Genomic DNA, 14,458 nt, shown 5'->3' on the forward strand with positions numbered 1-14,458 from the left:
CGGGGTAGCCGTTCTCAAACCACTCGACGAGATCGGCGGTGGAGTTGCTCCCCCCGTCGAAGTCGAGCAGGCCGAATACCCCGGGCGTGATCTTCTGGCTGTCGTAGACCACCAGGTACTGTCCGGCCGGCACGAGGTCGCCCTGCCAGATTGCGACGGGCATGAGGCCGCCGGCGGTCCAGAACCGGGCGACCGCGTCTCGCGCCTGCGAAACGCCGTTCAGGCCGAAGATGCGCGCGAACGGCGTTCCGTCCGGACCGCCGGGAGCGTCCGCACCTCGGCTCGTGCGCACCCGGGCGGCGTTCGCGCTCTTCGACGTGTCGCATGGCGTGAACGTCGCGCCGTCCCACAGGCCAAACTCGATCTCGGCCCTGCTGTCCGGGTAGTTGGCGTCCTTGATGGCCTCGGCTTCGGCTGCGGCGCAGGTCCGTGCGCCCTGCTCATCGGCGCCGGCGACGCGCCGCTCCCAGAGTTCCAGCACGGCCGCAAGGCTGGCGGCATCCGCAGCGCTCTGAAGGCGCGAACGGCTATTGCACAGCGACCCGACGTCGATCGCGATCGCCGCCACACAGAAGAGAACCGGCAGCAAAAAGCACGCCAGTACAATGACCTGTCCGGCCCGCCCCCGCTCCGCACGCATACCATCCCCCTCCAGACACGACAATCCGGCAGCACACCACATCCATCGAGTCTATGCGAACGGCGACGCGAAGTCAATGCGAGGCATCTGCGTTTGTGGGGTGGATCGAGTCGAGGCAGGAGCCGCATTCGGCCATTGGGCGGTTCCCGATGCATGGCGCGGATGCGCGATGCGGCGGCCGTGCGACCGGCAGAGGCACAGCGGCAGGCGATCCGCAGGGTCCACGGATTGACGGCCAACGCGGGCCCGCCCGGGCCGGCGCTCACGGGTGCAGGCGGCCGCACGCGAACTGTCGCGGCGCACGGCCGGCGGGTATACTCGCACCGATTCGGAGGCGCGCGATGTGGAGACTTCAGAGCAGCGTGGAGGCGGCCCTGCGCGGCGTCGCGCCGAAGCACGCGACCGTCGTGCGGGCGGGCGGCCTGGGCGACACCGTCCTGGTGCTGCCCGCCCTGGAGATGGTGCGCCGTTCGAGTCCGGACGTGACGGTCGCCCTGGTCGGGAGCGCGTGGGCCGAACACCTGCGGCCCCTGGTCTCGCCGCCGGTGCGGGTGGTCCGTTTCGACGGCCCGGAGATGACGCCGCTGTTCGCCCCCGGCGCCGACGGCGACCCGACGGGCGCCTTTGCGCGCGCCGACCTGGCGGTGCTCTACACCGCCGACCCCCGGGACGCCCTTGTGGGCAATGCACGGCGCCTCTGCCCCGGCCGCACGGTCTCCTGGCCGGTCGACCCGCCGGCCGGCCGGCACGCGGCCGCGCACTTCGCCGGCGCGGTGGCCGACACGGTTCCCGAGCCCCGCGACCTGCCCCCCGCAGGCCTCCGGGTCTCGCCCGACCTGTCCGCATGGGCAGGCGAATGGCTGGCCGAGCGCCTGCCGGAGGCGGCCGGGCCCGTGGCCGTGCACCCGGGCAGCGGCGGCCGGCGCAAGTGCTGGGCGCCGGAGCACTTCGCGCACCTCATGGGTGCCCTGGGCCGGCCCGTCGTGCTGCTGGAAGGCCCCGCCGACGCCGCGCCCTGCGCGCGCACGGCCGCGTTGGCCGGCCCCGGCGCGGCCCCCGCCCGTGCCGCGGGACTGTCCGTGGCACAGACGGCCGCCCTGCTGAGCCGCTGCCGCCTCTACGTGGGCAACGACAGCGGCGTGAGCCACCTGGGCGCAGGACTGGGCGTGCCCACGGTCGCCGTGTTCGGCCCGACCGACCCGCGCACGTGGCGCCCGCTGGGCCGGCGCGTTGTCTCCTGCGGCGGGAACGGCGCCTGGCCGGACCCCGCCCTGGTTCTGGACGCCTGCCGCCGCCTGCTTCAGCCCGCCTGAGCGCCCCGCCGGCCGGGCTGCCGCGCACGTGCGGCGGCCGGACCGGGGCAGCGGAGTCGCGCCCGTCTTGCGTGCCATCATGGGGTGTGTTAGCATGAACGTCGGACGAGGCGGCCAGCCCGACGAGTCCTGCGCCTGCGTGCCGATGCGCCCCTGTGGGAGACCCCATGAAGATCCTGCTGACCAATGACGACGGGCCGTTCTCCCCCGGGCTGACCGCCCTGGCCGCGGCGCTCGAACGGATCGGCGAGGTGACCGTCGTCTGCCCGGCCGAGGAACGCAGCGGCGTGAGCCACGCGATCACGCACCTGATGCCGGTACGCCGGGCCTCGGTGACGCTGCGCGACGGCCGCCCGGCCACGGCCGTCAGCGGTACGCCGGCCGATTGCGTCAAGTTCGCCCTGGCCGAGGTGCTCGCGACGCCCCCCGACCTGGTGGTGAGCGGCCTCAACATGGGCATCAATGCCGGCATCGACCTCTTTTACAGCGGCACGGTGTCGGCCGCCGTGGAGGGCGCGCTGAACGGCGTGCGGTCCGTCGCGTGCTCGACCAGCCCGGAGAACCTCGCGCGCGTGGCCGAGGCGGCCGAGCGGGCCGTGGAGGTGCTGGGCCTCATCCTGGCCGATGCCCCGGCCGCGGCGCTCCTCTTCAACGTCAACGTACCCGAACTGCACGGGGCCGCCCGGCCGTGCGTGCGGCTCACGCGCCAGAGCACCACCTATCCGCCGGGGCGCTACCTCCTGAGCCGGGGGCCCCGGGGCCGCACGGTCCACTGGCTCTCGTGGGACGCCGACGACGGCACGCACCCGGAGGACTCCGACGTGGCGGCTCTGAGGGCGGGGTGCGTGTCGGTAACGCCCCTGCTGCTGGACCGGACGGACGCCGGCGCACTGGAGGCGCTGGCGCGTGCTGCAAACGGTTGTCTCGCAGATACATAGGCATTCTGAGCGGGAGAATTCGCCATGACGCGCACCGGTGTCCTGTTGAGTGTCGCGGCTGCGGTCGTCCTGCCCTGCCTGGTGGGCTGTTCGTGCGAGGAGACGCCCCAGACCCCGCCGCAGGTGCGGACCGTGGAGGCCCCGGAGCCTCCCGAACCCGCTGCGCGGGCGGCCGCCCGCCCGCCCGCGCCTTCGGGCGAACGGGGCGTGGGCGAGAGCCTGCTCTCGACCCCGGGCGACTACCTCCGCACCACTGTGGTTACCGCGCCACGTTACGCGCGCAGCTCGGTCGCCGATTCGGTGCTCACGCACGACCTGGAGCAGTATCGGGCGATGCACGGCGAGTACCCGCCTTCCCTGGCCGCGCTGGCCGAATGGACGGGGCGGACAACGCCGGCGCCGCCCGGCGGGTTCCGCTACGCCTATGACCCGAAGACCGGCCGGCTGGACGTCGTGCGCAACGAGCCGTAGACGGCCTCCGCTCTCCGTATGCCATTGTCGAAAAGAAGGTTGGGCCATGTGTGCACAAGACGGTGTCGTGCAACGTGCCGTCGCGGTCGCCGTCGTGGGGCGGCGTCCCGACGACGACGGAGCCCTGTCCGTGCCGCTGCCGGACGACGGGCGCTTTGAGGTCGTCGCCTACTGCGATGAGGGCCTGCCGGGGCACGAGACCCGCCGGGGCCCGGCGACGCACTACACCGACTACAACGTGCTGCTGCAGGAGTCGCCGGCCGAGGTCATGTTCGTGACGGGGCCGGTCGAGAAGCGGCGGGACTTCGCCGTACGGGCGCTCAACGCCGGGCGGCACGCAGTGCTCGACCTGCCCTTCTGCCAGGACGCAGCCGGCGCCGAGCGTGTGATGAAGACGGCCCTCCAGCGCGGGCTTGTCGCCACGGCCGACCTGCCCTGGCGGCGCGATCCGGACCTCCTGGCCGTGCGGGCGGCCCTCGAGGCGGAGAACCTGGGAGCACCCTGGGGCGTGCTCTGTTCGGTCAGCCGCGCCGCGCCGGAGGCCGATGCCCCGGCCGGTCCCCCGCTTCTGGACGACATCGGCCTGGCGATGCTGGACCAGGTGCACCTTCTGCTGGACCAGGACGTCCGCAGCGTGACGACGCACCTGAACCGCCCCGCGCCGGGTGCGGACGAGGCCGGATTCCTGGTCTACCTGCCGTTGCGCAAGGGCGGCTGGGCGGCGGCCCAGGCGGCCTGCGGCCCGACCGGGCTGCCCCACTGGACGCTGTATGGGGCGCACGCGACAATCACAGCCCAGGGGGGCCGTGCCATCGTCACAACAGATGGGGCAACAAGAAGTTACGAGCCGACGCCCCGCCGGGAGGCATTCTGGGACAACCTCCACGCGGTGCTGCGGGAGGGCGCGGCGCCGCTCTACCATCCGGCGGGCATCGTGCGCGCAATGAAGCTGATGGCGGCCGCGCGGGAGTCGGCCGATCGGGGCGACCCCGTGACAATCTGAGCGGCACGCGGGCGTTTTTGCCTGCGTCGGGCGGGCGGTCTCCGCCCGGGAGCGCACTCCCCTGCCGGTTGTGTTACCGCTGGCGGTCACGTCACTTACGGCGCGCGCACGCGCGCTGCCCGCCCGTGTGCTCCTCCCCGTGCGTTGACTCCGCGAACGTCATCCCGCTATCCTGACGTGTGTCATGTTCCACGTGAAACACCGGGAGGGTCGGCATGGCTGACAGGCGGAGGCTGGGACGCGGACTGGACTCACTCATACCGACCGTGCAGGAGGGGCCGGCGGGCGAGGCGCCCGCAGCCGACCAGATTCCGCTGCGTCAGATCGAACTCAACCCGCACCAGCCGCGCGTCGTGATGGATCCCGAGCAGTTGCAGCGGCTGGCCGACTCGATCACGTCGTCGGGCGTCCTCCAGCCGGTACTTGTGCGGCCGACGGCGCCGGGGCGCTACGAACTCGTTGTCGGCGAGCGCCGCGTGCGCGCGGCCCGGCTGGCCGGGCTGGAGAGCGTCCCGGCCGTCGTGCGCGACATTCCGGACGAGAAGATGCTTGAGGTGGCCCTGATCGAGAACATCCAGCGGGCCGATCTCAACCCGATCGAGAAGGCGACCGCCATTCGTCGGATGATCGACGAGCTGGCGCTGACCCAGGAAGAGGCCGGGCAGCGGCTCGGAATGGAGCGGTCCTCAATTGCCAACCTGCTGCGCCTTCTGGAGCTTTCGGACGACCTGAAGGAGATGGTTTCACGTGGAACACTGTCCGCCGGGCACGCACGCGCCCTGCTGGCGGTGCCCCACCAGGGGGCGCGGCTGCGCCTGGCCCGCAAGATCGTGTCGCTGGGGCTCTCGGTGCGCACCGCCGAGCGTGCGGCCGCGGCCGAGGCGGCCGGGCGGCCCGGCCGGATTCGCCAGGCCTCGCCGAATGTCGTGGAACTCGAAGAAAGCCTGTCCAGGGCGCTGGGCACCCGCGTCGAGATCAAACCGGGCCGCAAGAAGGGCGGGAAGTTGACCATTCGCTACTCCTCGCACGAGGAGTTCGAACGGCTCTACGAGGCCCTGGCCGGGCAGTCGCGCGTGGACGAACTGGCCGAGGAGATCGCCGGCTGAGGCGCCCCGCCGCCTACGGACGCAGTATCTCGAAGACCGCCCAGTCGCCGACCATGCGGACAAACAGGTAGTGCTCCGGGATGCGGTCGCCGTCGGCCCAGGTCAGGCCCACCCGATCCCATCGCTCCTGTCCCAGCCCGGCATGCACCAGCAGGTAGACGTCGCACCCAGGGTAGTCCGCCAGGATCTTGTCCACGTTCTCCGGCCGCAGGTGCATCTGGTGTACCCAGCGGTTCTCCGGATCCGCTCCGGCGGCGTCGGTGAACTCGTAGCCGACGTACCCGGTGACGATAAACACTCCGTTGGGATAGGCTTCCGACAACAGTGTCGCCACGCGGCGCGCGTCCGACGGGGCCGGCGTCTCCTGCAAGGGCAGGCGCCCGATCCAGGCGACGCCGACCAGGACGGCCAGCGCGCAGCAGGCGGCCACGTCGGCGGGGTGCCGCCACGCGCTGCGGCGAAGGACCGCCCCGGCGATCTGCACCGAACAGCAGAACCCCGCCATGATCGCGATGAGCGCCCAGGGGCAGTCGGCCGCCAGGACCGACCATGCGCCATGCGGGCCCGGAACGGCCGCCGAGCCGAGGGAGCGGAGGAAGAACAGGGGGTTGCCGAGGACAAGCCAGTTGCCGCCGATCCAGAGCAGGGCAGTGTAAGCCCCGGGAACGGCATAGGTTATGGACGTCCCCTCGACGTAGCTCCAACCGCGGCGGTGGACGGCGGCCCCGAGGGCGACAACGCCCGTCGCCGCCGCCGCCAGCACGAGGCCCTGCCAGCGGGTGATCACCGCCAGGCCCAGGAAGATCGCCGAGAGCGACAACTGCCGCAGGGAGGCCGTGCGCAGCCACTCACCCAGCGCGCCGCACGCGCAGACGGTCAGGGCCACGAAGACCATGGACGTCGCGCCGGCCCGCACGCTCACGGCGACCGGCGGCAGCAGCATGATGGCCACAACTGCGGAGTAGCGCAGGGCGGGATGCACGCCGTGCGCACGCCACACGGCGTGGACGTACGCCGCCAGCAGTGCCGCCGCGCCGGCCGCCGCCACGGAGTTCAGGAGGGGAGTGATCGGGACGAACGGGATCAGGCCGATCAGAACCACCACGATCGTCGGCAGGGGGGCCAGGTGAAGCGACCCGACCAGCCCCTGCGTGCCGCGCGACGCACCGGAGATGACGTCGGCGGCCAGAGCGGTCCGCTGGCGGGCCTCCAGGGAGTAGTGGTGCGCCGGCGTCGGGTCGATCAGCAGCAGGGCACACGCCAGGCCGATGGCGAGGGCGGCTGCCGCGAGGTTCCGATGTCCCTGGGTGCCGGTATCAGACATGCCGGGCAAGCTACCGCAAAGCCCGTTCCGGGTCAAGCCGAGCGGCCGGTCCGGAGCGGCGGCCCGGCGCTTTACAGGGCGGCGCGCGCATCGTAGTCTACGCATATGCCTTCTTGAGCGCAGAGGAGACGCCATGGTCACGGCGGTTGTGCTGATCAACGCGAAACGGGAGATGGTGCAGGAAACGGCTCAGGAACTCGTCAAGCTTCCCGGCGTCACGGAGGTCTACTCGGTCGCGGGTCCCTACGACCTCGTGGCCCTCCTGCGCACGGCGGACAACGAGCAGATGGCGGACCTCGTCACGGGGTCGATGCTCCGGATGGTGGGCATTGAAAACACCGTAACCCTTCTGGCGTTCAAGGCGTACAGCCAGTATGACCTGGAGCGCATGTTCAGCGTCGGCCTGACGCAGGCCTGAGGCGCGGGTCATTCCCGAAGCTGCCCGGCGGGCCGCACGACCGGTGTGTCCTCGGGGAAGAGGGCGGCGTGCAGGAGTGCGCCGCAGAAGACCAGCCCCGTGCCCCGGACGCCGGGGCCCGCCACGGTCGCCGTGCGGCCGCCGCCGGCCGCGTCGCTTTCCCGGTATGACGCGCGGAGCACGCGGCGCAGAAAGCGCTCCGCCTCATCGGGATGCGGCCCGATGGCTCCGTGCAGGGCCTCGGGATGCCGGCGCTTCCACACCTGGGAGTCGACGGCGTACGATTCCAGCAGCCGGTCCCGGTGCTTCTCGAAGACGTCCGGATTGCAGAACACGTCGGCGCCGACGATCCGCCCCCAGCGCGCCACAACCATCCCCACGGCCCGGGGGCTCCAGTGCTCGCCGAACTCCTCGCGATGGCGCCGCAGGGCCTCCTGAATCTCGGGCAACTGTTGCAGGGCCTGCAGGTCCTCGGTTGCGGATGCGCCGCCCAGCTCCCGGCTGCTGCGACGCACCTCCTCCCAGACGCCGTGCTGATCCAGGCCGGTCTGCGCGCCCGCCCGGATACTCAGCGTGGCGACGGACGGAGAGGCGCCGAACTCCTTCGGGCCATCCCATCGGCCCTGCTCAACGCACAGCACGGGCAGTTCGGCCCACCCGCTCTTCGGCCGCAACAGGAGATCGGTCTGAAGGACGCGGTTCTGCTTGCCGCCGGCAACGATCTCGCCTGCCAGCAGGAGCACGCTGTGCGGGCCGTTGTTGCGCGCCTGCAGTGCGGGCACACTGCCGGCTCCCCTCTCCCGCACCTCGAGGTCGCCGGATGCAAGTGCTTCGTTCATCGAGTGATAGGGAGTCGAGTCCTCGCACACGTCCATCTCCACCTGGAACACGGTCAGGCCGTCGCTGGTGTGCCCGGGCCGCACGCGCACCCGGCGGACGACCCGCGTCAGGGGGTTGTCCGGCGTCGGCACGGGCCGGGGGAGTGGCCGCACGGGCGGGGGAGGGCGGCCGGGCTCCGCGTCGGCCTCCAGATAGGAACCCCGGGCCGCGTCCGCCACACACAACCCGCCTGCCGCCAGGGCCAGCGTCACCAGCAGCCATCTCATCGCCCGCACCTCCCATGCGCCCTACCCACGTGCGAAGAACTGCCTGATCTCCTCCGGCGTCATCTCCTCGCGGCCCCTGTCGGGCGCAACGACCAGGGCCTTCCCCCCGATCACGACGGTGACCGAGTCGCCCAGCGCCAGGCACTCGGCCAGTTCCGGCAGGGCGTCCACGGCGGCGAAGTACGCATCGCTCCCGAACCGCAGCTCGAGCGCCTCCGCGTTCTCCTCCAGCGCGGTGTCCACCCAGGTCTCGCCGATGCGGAGGAACGTGCGCTCACCGACGCGGCGCAGGCGGTCCGGCGAGGCGCCCGCGATGGAATCGCTCTCCTTCATGAAACGCAGGGCCAGGCTGGCCTCCACCGCGTCCCTGCCCCTCACGCGCTGTTCGGACGGTCCGGCGGCCCTCAAGAACGTCGTGTGCGGAACGATTACCGCGGCGTCTCCCTGCATCCCGCCGCCTGCCTCCGCCGCCGCCCGGTCCGCCGCCATCCGCGGGATCCCGTGCGTGCGGTACGCATCCTCGTTCTCAAGAATCAGATAGGACGTGTACGGTGTGGCGATGCCGTATTCCCGGCCCAGCCGCACCACCTCGTCGGTGAGTTCGTCCGTCTGCCCGTGCAGGCGGATCTGATCCAGCAGATAGCCGATCTTGCGGCGCGCCCAGAGCTGCGGAAGGAAGGCGCCTGCCGGGTCCTCGGCCGGGAACGTCGCGTCATAGGCGAAGGTGCGACGGTCCGCGCCCACGGCGCCGGTCAACTGCACGGCCACGTCGCCCTCGCCGCTGTAGCGCCCGAAGGCGACCACCTGGCTGCCCCGGAACAGGTCGGGGGGCATCTGGGGATACATGTCCGAGACCTTCAGGCCCCCGAAGGAGAGTTCCAGGTTCGAGAGCACAGGGTGGCTGACCTTGCGGAAGAAGGTCGAGATCTTCGTCTCGATCTCGCGGCCGGGGGCCACGTAGTCGCTGTAGCCGCGGGTCGTCTCGGCGATCCGGTCCAGCAGGACCACGTTCAGGTCCTCGGCGATCCCGAAGGGGAACACGCGCACATTGGCCCTGTTGGCCTCCGCGACGCTCGTCACGATCTTCTCCGGAGCCGTGACGCCGACGGTCGGCTTGCCGTCGGTCGCCAGCACGATCAGGTAGGGGCGGTCTCCCTGCGGCGTCATCTTCAGCGCCCGCAAGACGGCCTCGCAGAGGTCGGTGCCGCCGCGCGCCTCCAGACCTCGGACGAACTCGACGGCCTTGGCGACCGCCTCCGGCGTGGCGTCCGTCAGTCCGTCCCCGTAGGTCTCCACGCCGGTGCTGAAGGTGACCAGCGCGAAGCGGTCGCCCGGGTTCAACGCGTTCAGACAGAAGGCGACGGCCTGACGGGCGCTCTCGATGCGGTTCTGCTCCTGCATGCTGCCGCTGACGTCGATGGCGAAGCAGACGTCCTTCGGCATCACCCCGGAGGCGTCGACGGCCACCCGGGGGGCGATCATCAGGGCGAAGTAGCCGTCCTGGCCGGGGCGCCGGTGCGTCAGCAGGTTCAGGCCGAAGTCCTCCTCGCCCACGGTGTAGAAGAGCGTGAAGTCCGTGTCGAGCCGGGCGCCCGTCTGCTCGAAGCCGGCCAGGGCGTGGTAGTCGTCCTTGCGGGTGACTCCGACGTCATGGGTGGGGGAGTAGACGCTCTTGATCGGCCGGTCCGAGGCGATCTCGACGCTCAGCGTGAAGTCCTCGAGTACCTTCGAGGAGCGTTCGCCGGTCTTCAGGGGGAAGGTGTACTCGTAGACGCCGCTCTCGAAGGGCAGGGCGTGCGTGTAGGAGACCTCCACCTCCGTGGCGCTGTTCGGCTCGATCGGGAACACCCGCATGCGCAGCAGCCCGGAGTCCATGTACTCCAGCAGGCCGGGGTCGCGCAGGCGTCGCACAATGTCCTGATAGATCTGTCGGGCCCGGCCCGCTTCGACGACCTCGCCACTCTGCCGCTTGCCGTTGATGAACATCGCGAAGTCGGTGACGGCGGCGTCGCGCGGGATGGGGAAGATGTAAGTGGCCTCCAGGCGACGGTTTGTGCTGTTCAGGAACCGCTGGCTCACGCGCGTGACGGCCACCGGCCCCTCCACCGTCACATGCACACGGTGGTTCTGGATGGCCAGCGGAGGCAGCGTGCTGTCCTCAGGTACCAGGATGCCGGTCGCGCCGGCCGTCCTGCAGATCCCGATGACGATCAGAACCGCCCAGAACGCCGTCCGCTTCCCGTTCATCGCCGCACCTCAGGCTTCCCGGTATCTGTTGCCGTCCTCCCAACGCTCCATTAGACGCCGTTCGGGCCGCGTTGTTCCAGCGGCTCCGCCCGCCGGCATCCGACGACGCGCGTCCGCGCACGCACGCGCCACGCAGGCCGGCGAACAGCCGGGGTCGATCGGCAGACGCACTCCCGCGCCGACGGGGCGTCGTCGTGCAGCCCCTCAGTCCCGGCCCTGCTCCCGCGGCCCGGCCGACGCGTTCAACGCCGAGAGGCGCTGCTCCAGTTGTTCGGAACCGGTGAAGGCCGTTATGAGTTGCGCCATGGCCTCAGGGGGGAAATCCCTCAGGGCGGTCGACTGGAGCTTCGCGATCTTCGCGTCCTCTGTGTCGGATGTCTTCAGGATCGCCAGGATTGCCGGGAGATCCTGCGGGACCGAGGCGCTCGGGACCGTGGTGCACGCCATCCGGCCGAGGAAGAGGGCGTCGCCGCGCGAAAGGTCGCGCTCGAGCGATTCCCGCACGCTGTTCGCGTGCCGCAGCGACGCGTCATCCGCCTTCGCTGCCGTCTCACGGCGTACGGACAGGAGCGGGAACTCGCAGCGTTCGCCGCTGAAGCTCGTCACGTGGAGTACCATCGGCCGTTTCTCGTCCAGCCGAGCCTCCTGAACGCAAGGGAGCGCTCGGATCGTCTTCTCCATGAAGTCCCTTTCGCCCTCGGGCGCGAAATGCGCCCGTGCGTAGGCATACTTGTCGGACAGGTAGACCCGCAGCACGTCGTTGTGCGGCGAGGTCTCGCGCGTGACCTCCTCCGGCAGCAGGGGATCCACCTCGCCGGGGGACTCCCCCCGCCCCAACCGTCCCCTGGGCCTCGAGACCAACTCGCCGTTGACAAGGACGCCGAGGCCGTTGCGCGAGACGATATAGGGCGCCTCCAGGTAGCGCCCTTCGAAAAACACAAACCCCTTGTCCACGGGCGGTCCGTCCGTGCGGCCGAGTTCCTCGGCTCGCAGAAGGCGCCGCGCAAGCGCTTCAAGGCGCATGTCGAGCTCGGGCGGCGCGGAGAACCCTGTGGCCAGCGCTGCGAGCTTGTCCCTGCCCGCCGAGTAACGCCAGCCGCAACGTTCGAGTTCGAGAACCTTCTCCTCCACGGACCGGTCGCTGCGCAGAGCTTCGATCATGTCCGGCAGTTGGAACGCCGCCGAGTGCGGATCCAGTGCAACATCCGCGGCGCCGCTCGCGATGAAGTAGCACCAGTCCTGCTGCAGGCCCTGTTCATACTCGCGCCGTTGTTGCCCACGGTAGTGAAGGCCAAACGCCAGGGCGCGGCTGTCGACGGAAGGCGTGAAACCCTGAACCTCCACGTCGTTGATGAGGAGCGCCAGGCCCTTGCGGCTGATCCTGTACGGCGGCGGCAGATAGGCGCCGTCGATGAAGACGAAGCCGTGTTCTATCGGCCCTCCGACGGCTGTCGGTCTGTCGAATGCGTCCATTCCCGCAGTCGCAAGCCGCTGCTCCCAGGCCATGGCGTCCATCCCTGTGATGCGCTGGCGGGCCATGGTCGACAGGCCGGGAAGGTTGGCCCCGGCCACCGTCGCCAGCAGTTGCCTCGCCTCGTCGAGTTCCTTGCCGCGAGTCAGGCACTCTGCGAGTCGCAGCCGTGCCCTCCAGCATGCGAGTCCCAGCGTCTCGTCCGCCGCTGCGGCGCGGAAGTGCCCGGCGAGCGCCGCCACCTTCTCCGGGATCGCCTTGAACGCCTCGACACCGGGATCGGCCGGCGTCTGTGCCTGCGCCACGTAGTACGAGCCGAGTGCGGCGTCGGCATGGCGTCGCCACGGGCAGTCGGGGAACTGCTCAACCAGCCGCTCCAGGTCCCCGGGATTCCGCCCGTGCGGGTCGTCTGCGAGCAGGAGCAACAGGCTTTCCACGGACTCCAGCAGCCGCAGCGCCGGTTCGTCCTCGTCGCGGGGTGCTGCCACGTCCACCGTGCAGGAGAACAGGACCTCGCCCGTGGCCGGATTGCCGATCTCGACCTCGTAGCGGCCGGGCTCGCTGAAGAGCCACCGTCGGTGAGAGAAATCGTACTGGAGGTCGAAGGTGACGGCGTGGGATCCATCCAGATCGCGTTCCCACTGGCAGACGAGGTCCCTCCAGAGGGTGAGCGTCTCGCCGTTGATCGTGAGCGTGAGCGGAGGCGTCTCCATGTGCGGCTGGAAGTCGATGCCGCGCACCGAGCCCCGTATGAGCACCGCCTGCCCGACGACGATCCTGTCTGCCGAGACGAGCCAGGGCCCCGCCATGCTCTCCGCCGCTGAGCCGGCCGCCGAGCCGCAGAGGACAGCAGGTCCCAAGGTCAGAAACGCCAGCAACATCAGTGGGCGTGCGCACATGGCCATTCAAGGACTCCGGGGCATTGTGTCAGGGAAAGCCGGGGCTGACCATCAGCACCGGCATATACTGCCTTCTTCCTCCGCGGTACATCATCTCTGGCATGACCTCGGGCGAGACGTAGCGGTACTGGACCTCGATCCTGCCATTCGGACCATCCGGCACCCCCATCAGTGGACGCATGCCGCCGGATCGTTTCCACAGCAGCACGCGCCCTCCCTCCCCGTTTCTGCCAATCGCTCCCCTCCAGCGTACAATATGTAGCCCCGAAGCACCCTCAAATCAAGGCCAATCCGCACTCCCCCCAGGCCCTTCGCGGCAAGAACGACTACGACACGATCACGGCGCGGGCCACAGATCGGCACGGATCACGCCCGATGAAGACGAGACGGCTCAACGGATGCCACGCCAATCATGGCACGGATCGCGTCCGCGCGGCCTACGGCCGGTTGTCTTCGTCCGCTCCGTGTCGTTCATCAGCGCGTCACGCCTCCATCACTGGCTGACTTCGTCGTTGTCTTGTGGCGGAAGCACGCGCTGGTCCGGATGAAACAATACAACAGGGCTGAAGTCCTCTCCTCTCACTCGGTACCTCATCTGTGGGAGTCCATCGGATGCAGGCCGGTATTCCACCTGCGCTATGTGTCGTCGTCCGACGAACCGAAACACGTCCCCCTGGTGTCGTCGTCCGACGAACCGAAACACGTCCCCCTGCATGTATCTCAGTTCATATCCCAGTTCAGCAATCTTCGGACCCAACTGGGCGACGAGGCTCTCAGCGTCCTGTGGATAGCTCCCTGTCTCTACCCAATGATCCCGCAGCACCTCCGCGAGCAGAATCAGTTGTACTGGATAGCCGTCGCCACGTACTACTGGCAGTCTCAGGTAGAAGATGACGGCGCCGGCGACAAGGGCTGTGGCAACGAGCATTTTCCAGTGCCTGACAAACCATCTTCGGCGCCACCCCTCTGCTCCCGCATGATCTACCATTTGTTGCACCCCCTGACGCGCAATAGTGTCGCTGGCAAATAGGCGTTCATACCCACACCAGTAGCTGGCACCTCACTCATAATGCCCAATTCCGCATGCTCCGTGTTCGGATCGATGTTGGGCCCTCCCGCATGTCCGATTTCGTGGGCAATGACATGCTCCCGGTCCACAGAGTTGCGATGCCCCACATCCCGCAGAGTCTCCAGGAAGATGCACGAGGCATTGTCATCGGTTTCGACGGTCACGCCGAAGTCATAGTCTATGTCGTAACAGCCCGTTGAAGAAGTGTGGAACAGCCGCCCGCCCGCCGGGGTGGGCGGGGCGCTTGTGCCACAAAAAGGACTTGTTCAACAGGCTGCTATCCGTCGCCCGGCACCGTCTGCGGGGCCGAGTGCCCGCCTTCGGCGCGGCGCCGCAGGAGGATCCACGCCGCCAGCGCCGCCACGCAGACGGCCGTGACCGTCAGGATCGTCGCGTGGCCCAGGCTGGCCCACTTCGCCTGCTCGGGCGGCAGCTTCGTGCGCGGCGGTCTGC

Annotated in this window: 14 protein-coding genes; 6 read left to right on the plus strand and 8 right to left on the minus strand. The window is 69.7% G+C overall.

The annotated features are described in order from the left end of the window. On the minus strand, positions 1-640 hold a 640-nt coding region (locus GXY85_11825), incomplete at its 3' end, for a hypothetical protein (protein ID NLW51511.1). A 341-nt stretch (positions 641-981) separates the two neighbouring features. On the opposite strand from GXY85_11825, the gene GXY85_11830 reads away from it, so the two are divergent. The 5 genes from GXY85_11830 (at position 982) to GXY85_11850 (ending at position 5,471) form a co-directional block, all read left to right on the plus strand. Beyond that, positions 982-1,953, plus strand: a complete 972-nt coding sequence (locus GXY85_11830; protein NLW51512.1) for a glycosyltransferase family 9 protein — start codon at positions 982-984, stop codon at positions 1,951-1,953. Positions 1,954-2,120: 167 nt separating this feature from the next. Then, on the plus strand, positions 2,121-2,891 hold the full coding sequence (gene surE, locus GXY85_11835) for a 5'/3'-nucleotidase SurE (GenBank protein NLW51513.1): 771 nt from the start codon (positions 2,121-2,123) through the stop codon (positions 2,889-2,891). 24 nt (positions 2,892-2,915) lie between these two features. Next, positions 2,916-3,362: a hypothetical protein gene (locus GXY85_11840; GenBank protein NLW51514.1), complete on the plus strand. Its 447-nt coding sequence runs from the start codon at positions 2,916-2,918 to the stop codon at positions 3,360-3,362. A 46-nt stretch (positions 3,363-3,408) separates the two neighbouring features. Beyond that, a complete protein-coding gene (locus GXY85_11845) occupies positions 3,409-4,365 on the plus strand; it encodes a Gfo/Idh/MocA family oxidoreductase (GenBank protein ID NLW51515.1) in 957 nt (318 codons plus the stop codon). Between the two features lie 215 nt (positions 4,366-4,580). After that, positions 4,581-5,471, plus strand: coding sequence for a ParB/RepB/Spo0J family partition protein (locus GXY85_11850; GenBank protein NLW51516.1), 891 nt, complete (start codon positions 4,581-4,583; stop codon positions 5,469-5,471). Between the two features lie 13 nt (positions 5,472-5,484). Here GXY85_11850 and GXY85_11855 read toward each other — a convergent pair whose 3' ends face one another. Beyond that, the gene (locus GXY85_11855) at positions 5,485-6,795 is read right to left on the minus strand and encodes a hypothetical protein (protein NLW51517.1); all 1,311 of its coding nucleotides are present in this window, start codon (positions 6,793-6,795) and stop codon (positions 5,485-5,487) included. Between the two features lie 133 nt (positions 6,796-6,928). Here GXY85_11855 and GXY85_11860 point away from each other — a divergent pair, with 133 nt between their 5' ends. Further along, positions 6,929-7,213, plus strand: a complete 285-nt coding sequence (locus tag GXY85_11860) for an Lrp/AsnC family transcriptional regulator (GenBank protein NLW51518.1) — start codon at positions 6,929-6,931, stop codon at positions 7,211-7,213. A gap of 8 nt (positions 7,214-7,221) precedes the next feature. Here GXY85_11860 and GXY85_11865 read toward each other — a convergent pair whose 3' ends face one another. From GXY85_11865 to GXY85_11890, 6 genes are all read right to left on the minus strand, one after another. Then, positions 7,222-8,319 carry a hypothetical protein gene (locus GXY85_11865; protein NLW51519.1) on the minus strand — a complete coding sequence of 366 codons (1,098 nt, stop codon included), beginning with the start codon at positions 8,317-8,319 and terminating at the stop codon, positions 7,222-7,224. Positions 8,320-8,340: 21 nt separating this feature from the next. After that, a complete protein-coding gene (locus GXY85_11870) occupies positions 8,341-10,566 on the minus strand; it encodes a VWA domain-containing protein (protein NLW51520.1) in 2,226 nt (741 codons plus the stop codon). A gap of 204 nt (positions 10,567-10,770) precedes the next feature. Next, positions 10,771-12,846, minus strand: a complete 2,076-nt coding sequence (locus GXY85_11875; GenBank protein ID NLW51521.1) for a hypothetical protein — start codon at positions 12,844-12,846, stop codon at positions 10,771-10,773. A 118-nt stretch (positions 12,847-12,964) separates the two neighbouring features. After that, entirely contained in the window at positions 12,965-13,144 is a 180-nt protein-coding gene (locus GXY85_11880; protein NLW51522.1) for a hypothetical protein, read from the minus strand. 285 nt (positions 13,145-13,429) lie between these two features. Then, positions 13,430-13,924 carry a GH3 auxin-responsive promoter family protein gene (locus tag GXY85_11885; GenBank protein NLW51523.1) on the minus strand — a complete coding sequence of 165 codons (495 nt, stop codon included), beginning with the start codon at positions 13,922-13,924 and terminating at the stop codon, positions 13,430-13,432. Between the two features lie 358 nt (positions 13,925-14,282). Next, on the minus strand, positions 14,283-14,458 hold a 176-nt coding region (locus GXY85_11890), incomplete at its 5' end, for a hypothetical protein (GenBank protein NLW51524.1).

The organism is Candidatus Brocadiaceae bacterium, from assembly GCA_012728835.1.
Taxonomy (GTDB): domain Bacteria; phylum Planctomycetota; class Brocadiia; order SM23-32; family SM23-32; genus JAAYEJ01.

Excerpts from the sequence above, each read along its gene's own strand:
- GXY85_11855 (NLW51517.1), bottom strand. The coding sequence starts at position 6,795 with ATGTCTGATACCGGCACCCAGGGACATCGGAACCTCGCGGCAGCCGCC.
- GXY85_11865 (NLW51519.1), bottom strand. The coding sequence starts at position 8,319 with ATGAGATGGCTGCTGGTGACGCTGGCCCTGGCGGCAGGCGGGTTGTGT.
- GXY85_11840 (NLW51514.1), top strand. The coding sequence starts at position 2,916 with ATGACGCGCACCGGTGTCCTGTTGAGTGTCGCGGCTGCGGTCGTCCTG.
- GXY85_11830 (NLW51512.1), top strand. The coding sequence starts at position 982 with ATGTGGAGACTTCAGAGCAGCGTGGAGGCGGCCCTGCGCGGCGTCGCG.
- GXY85_11850 (NLW51516.1), top strand. The coding sequence starts at position 4,581 with ATGGCTGACAGGCGGAGGCTGGGACGCGGACTGGACTCACTCATACCG.
- GXY85_11870 (NLW51520.1), bottom strand. The coding sequence starts at position 10,566 with ATGAACGGGAAGCGGACGGCGTTCTGGGCGGTTCTGATCGTCATCGGG.
- GXY85_11875 (NLW51521.1), bottom strand. The coding sequence starts at position 12,846 with ATGGCGGGGCCCTGGCTCGTCTCGGCAGACAGGATCGTCGTCGGGCAG.
- GXY85_11845 (NLW51515.1), top strand. The coding sequence starts at position 3,409 with ATGTGTGCACAAGACGGTGTCGTGCAACGTGCCGTCGCGGTCGCCGTC.
- GXY85_11885 (NLW51523.1), bottom strand. The coding sequence starts at position 13,924 with ATGGTAGATCATGCGGGAGCAGAGGGGTGGCGCCGAAGATGGTTTGTC.
- GXY85_11860 (NLW51518.1), top strand. The coding sequence starts at position 6,929 with ATGGTCACGGCGGTTGTGCTGATCAACGCGAAACGGGAGATGGTGCAG.
- surE (NLW51513.1), top strand. The coding sequence starts at position 2,121 with ATGAAGATCCTGCTGACCAATGACGACGGGCCGTTCTCCCCCGGGCTG.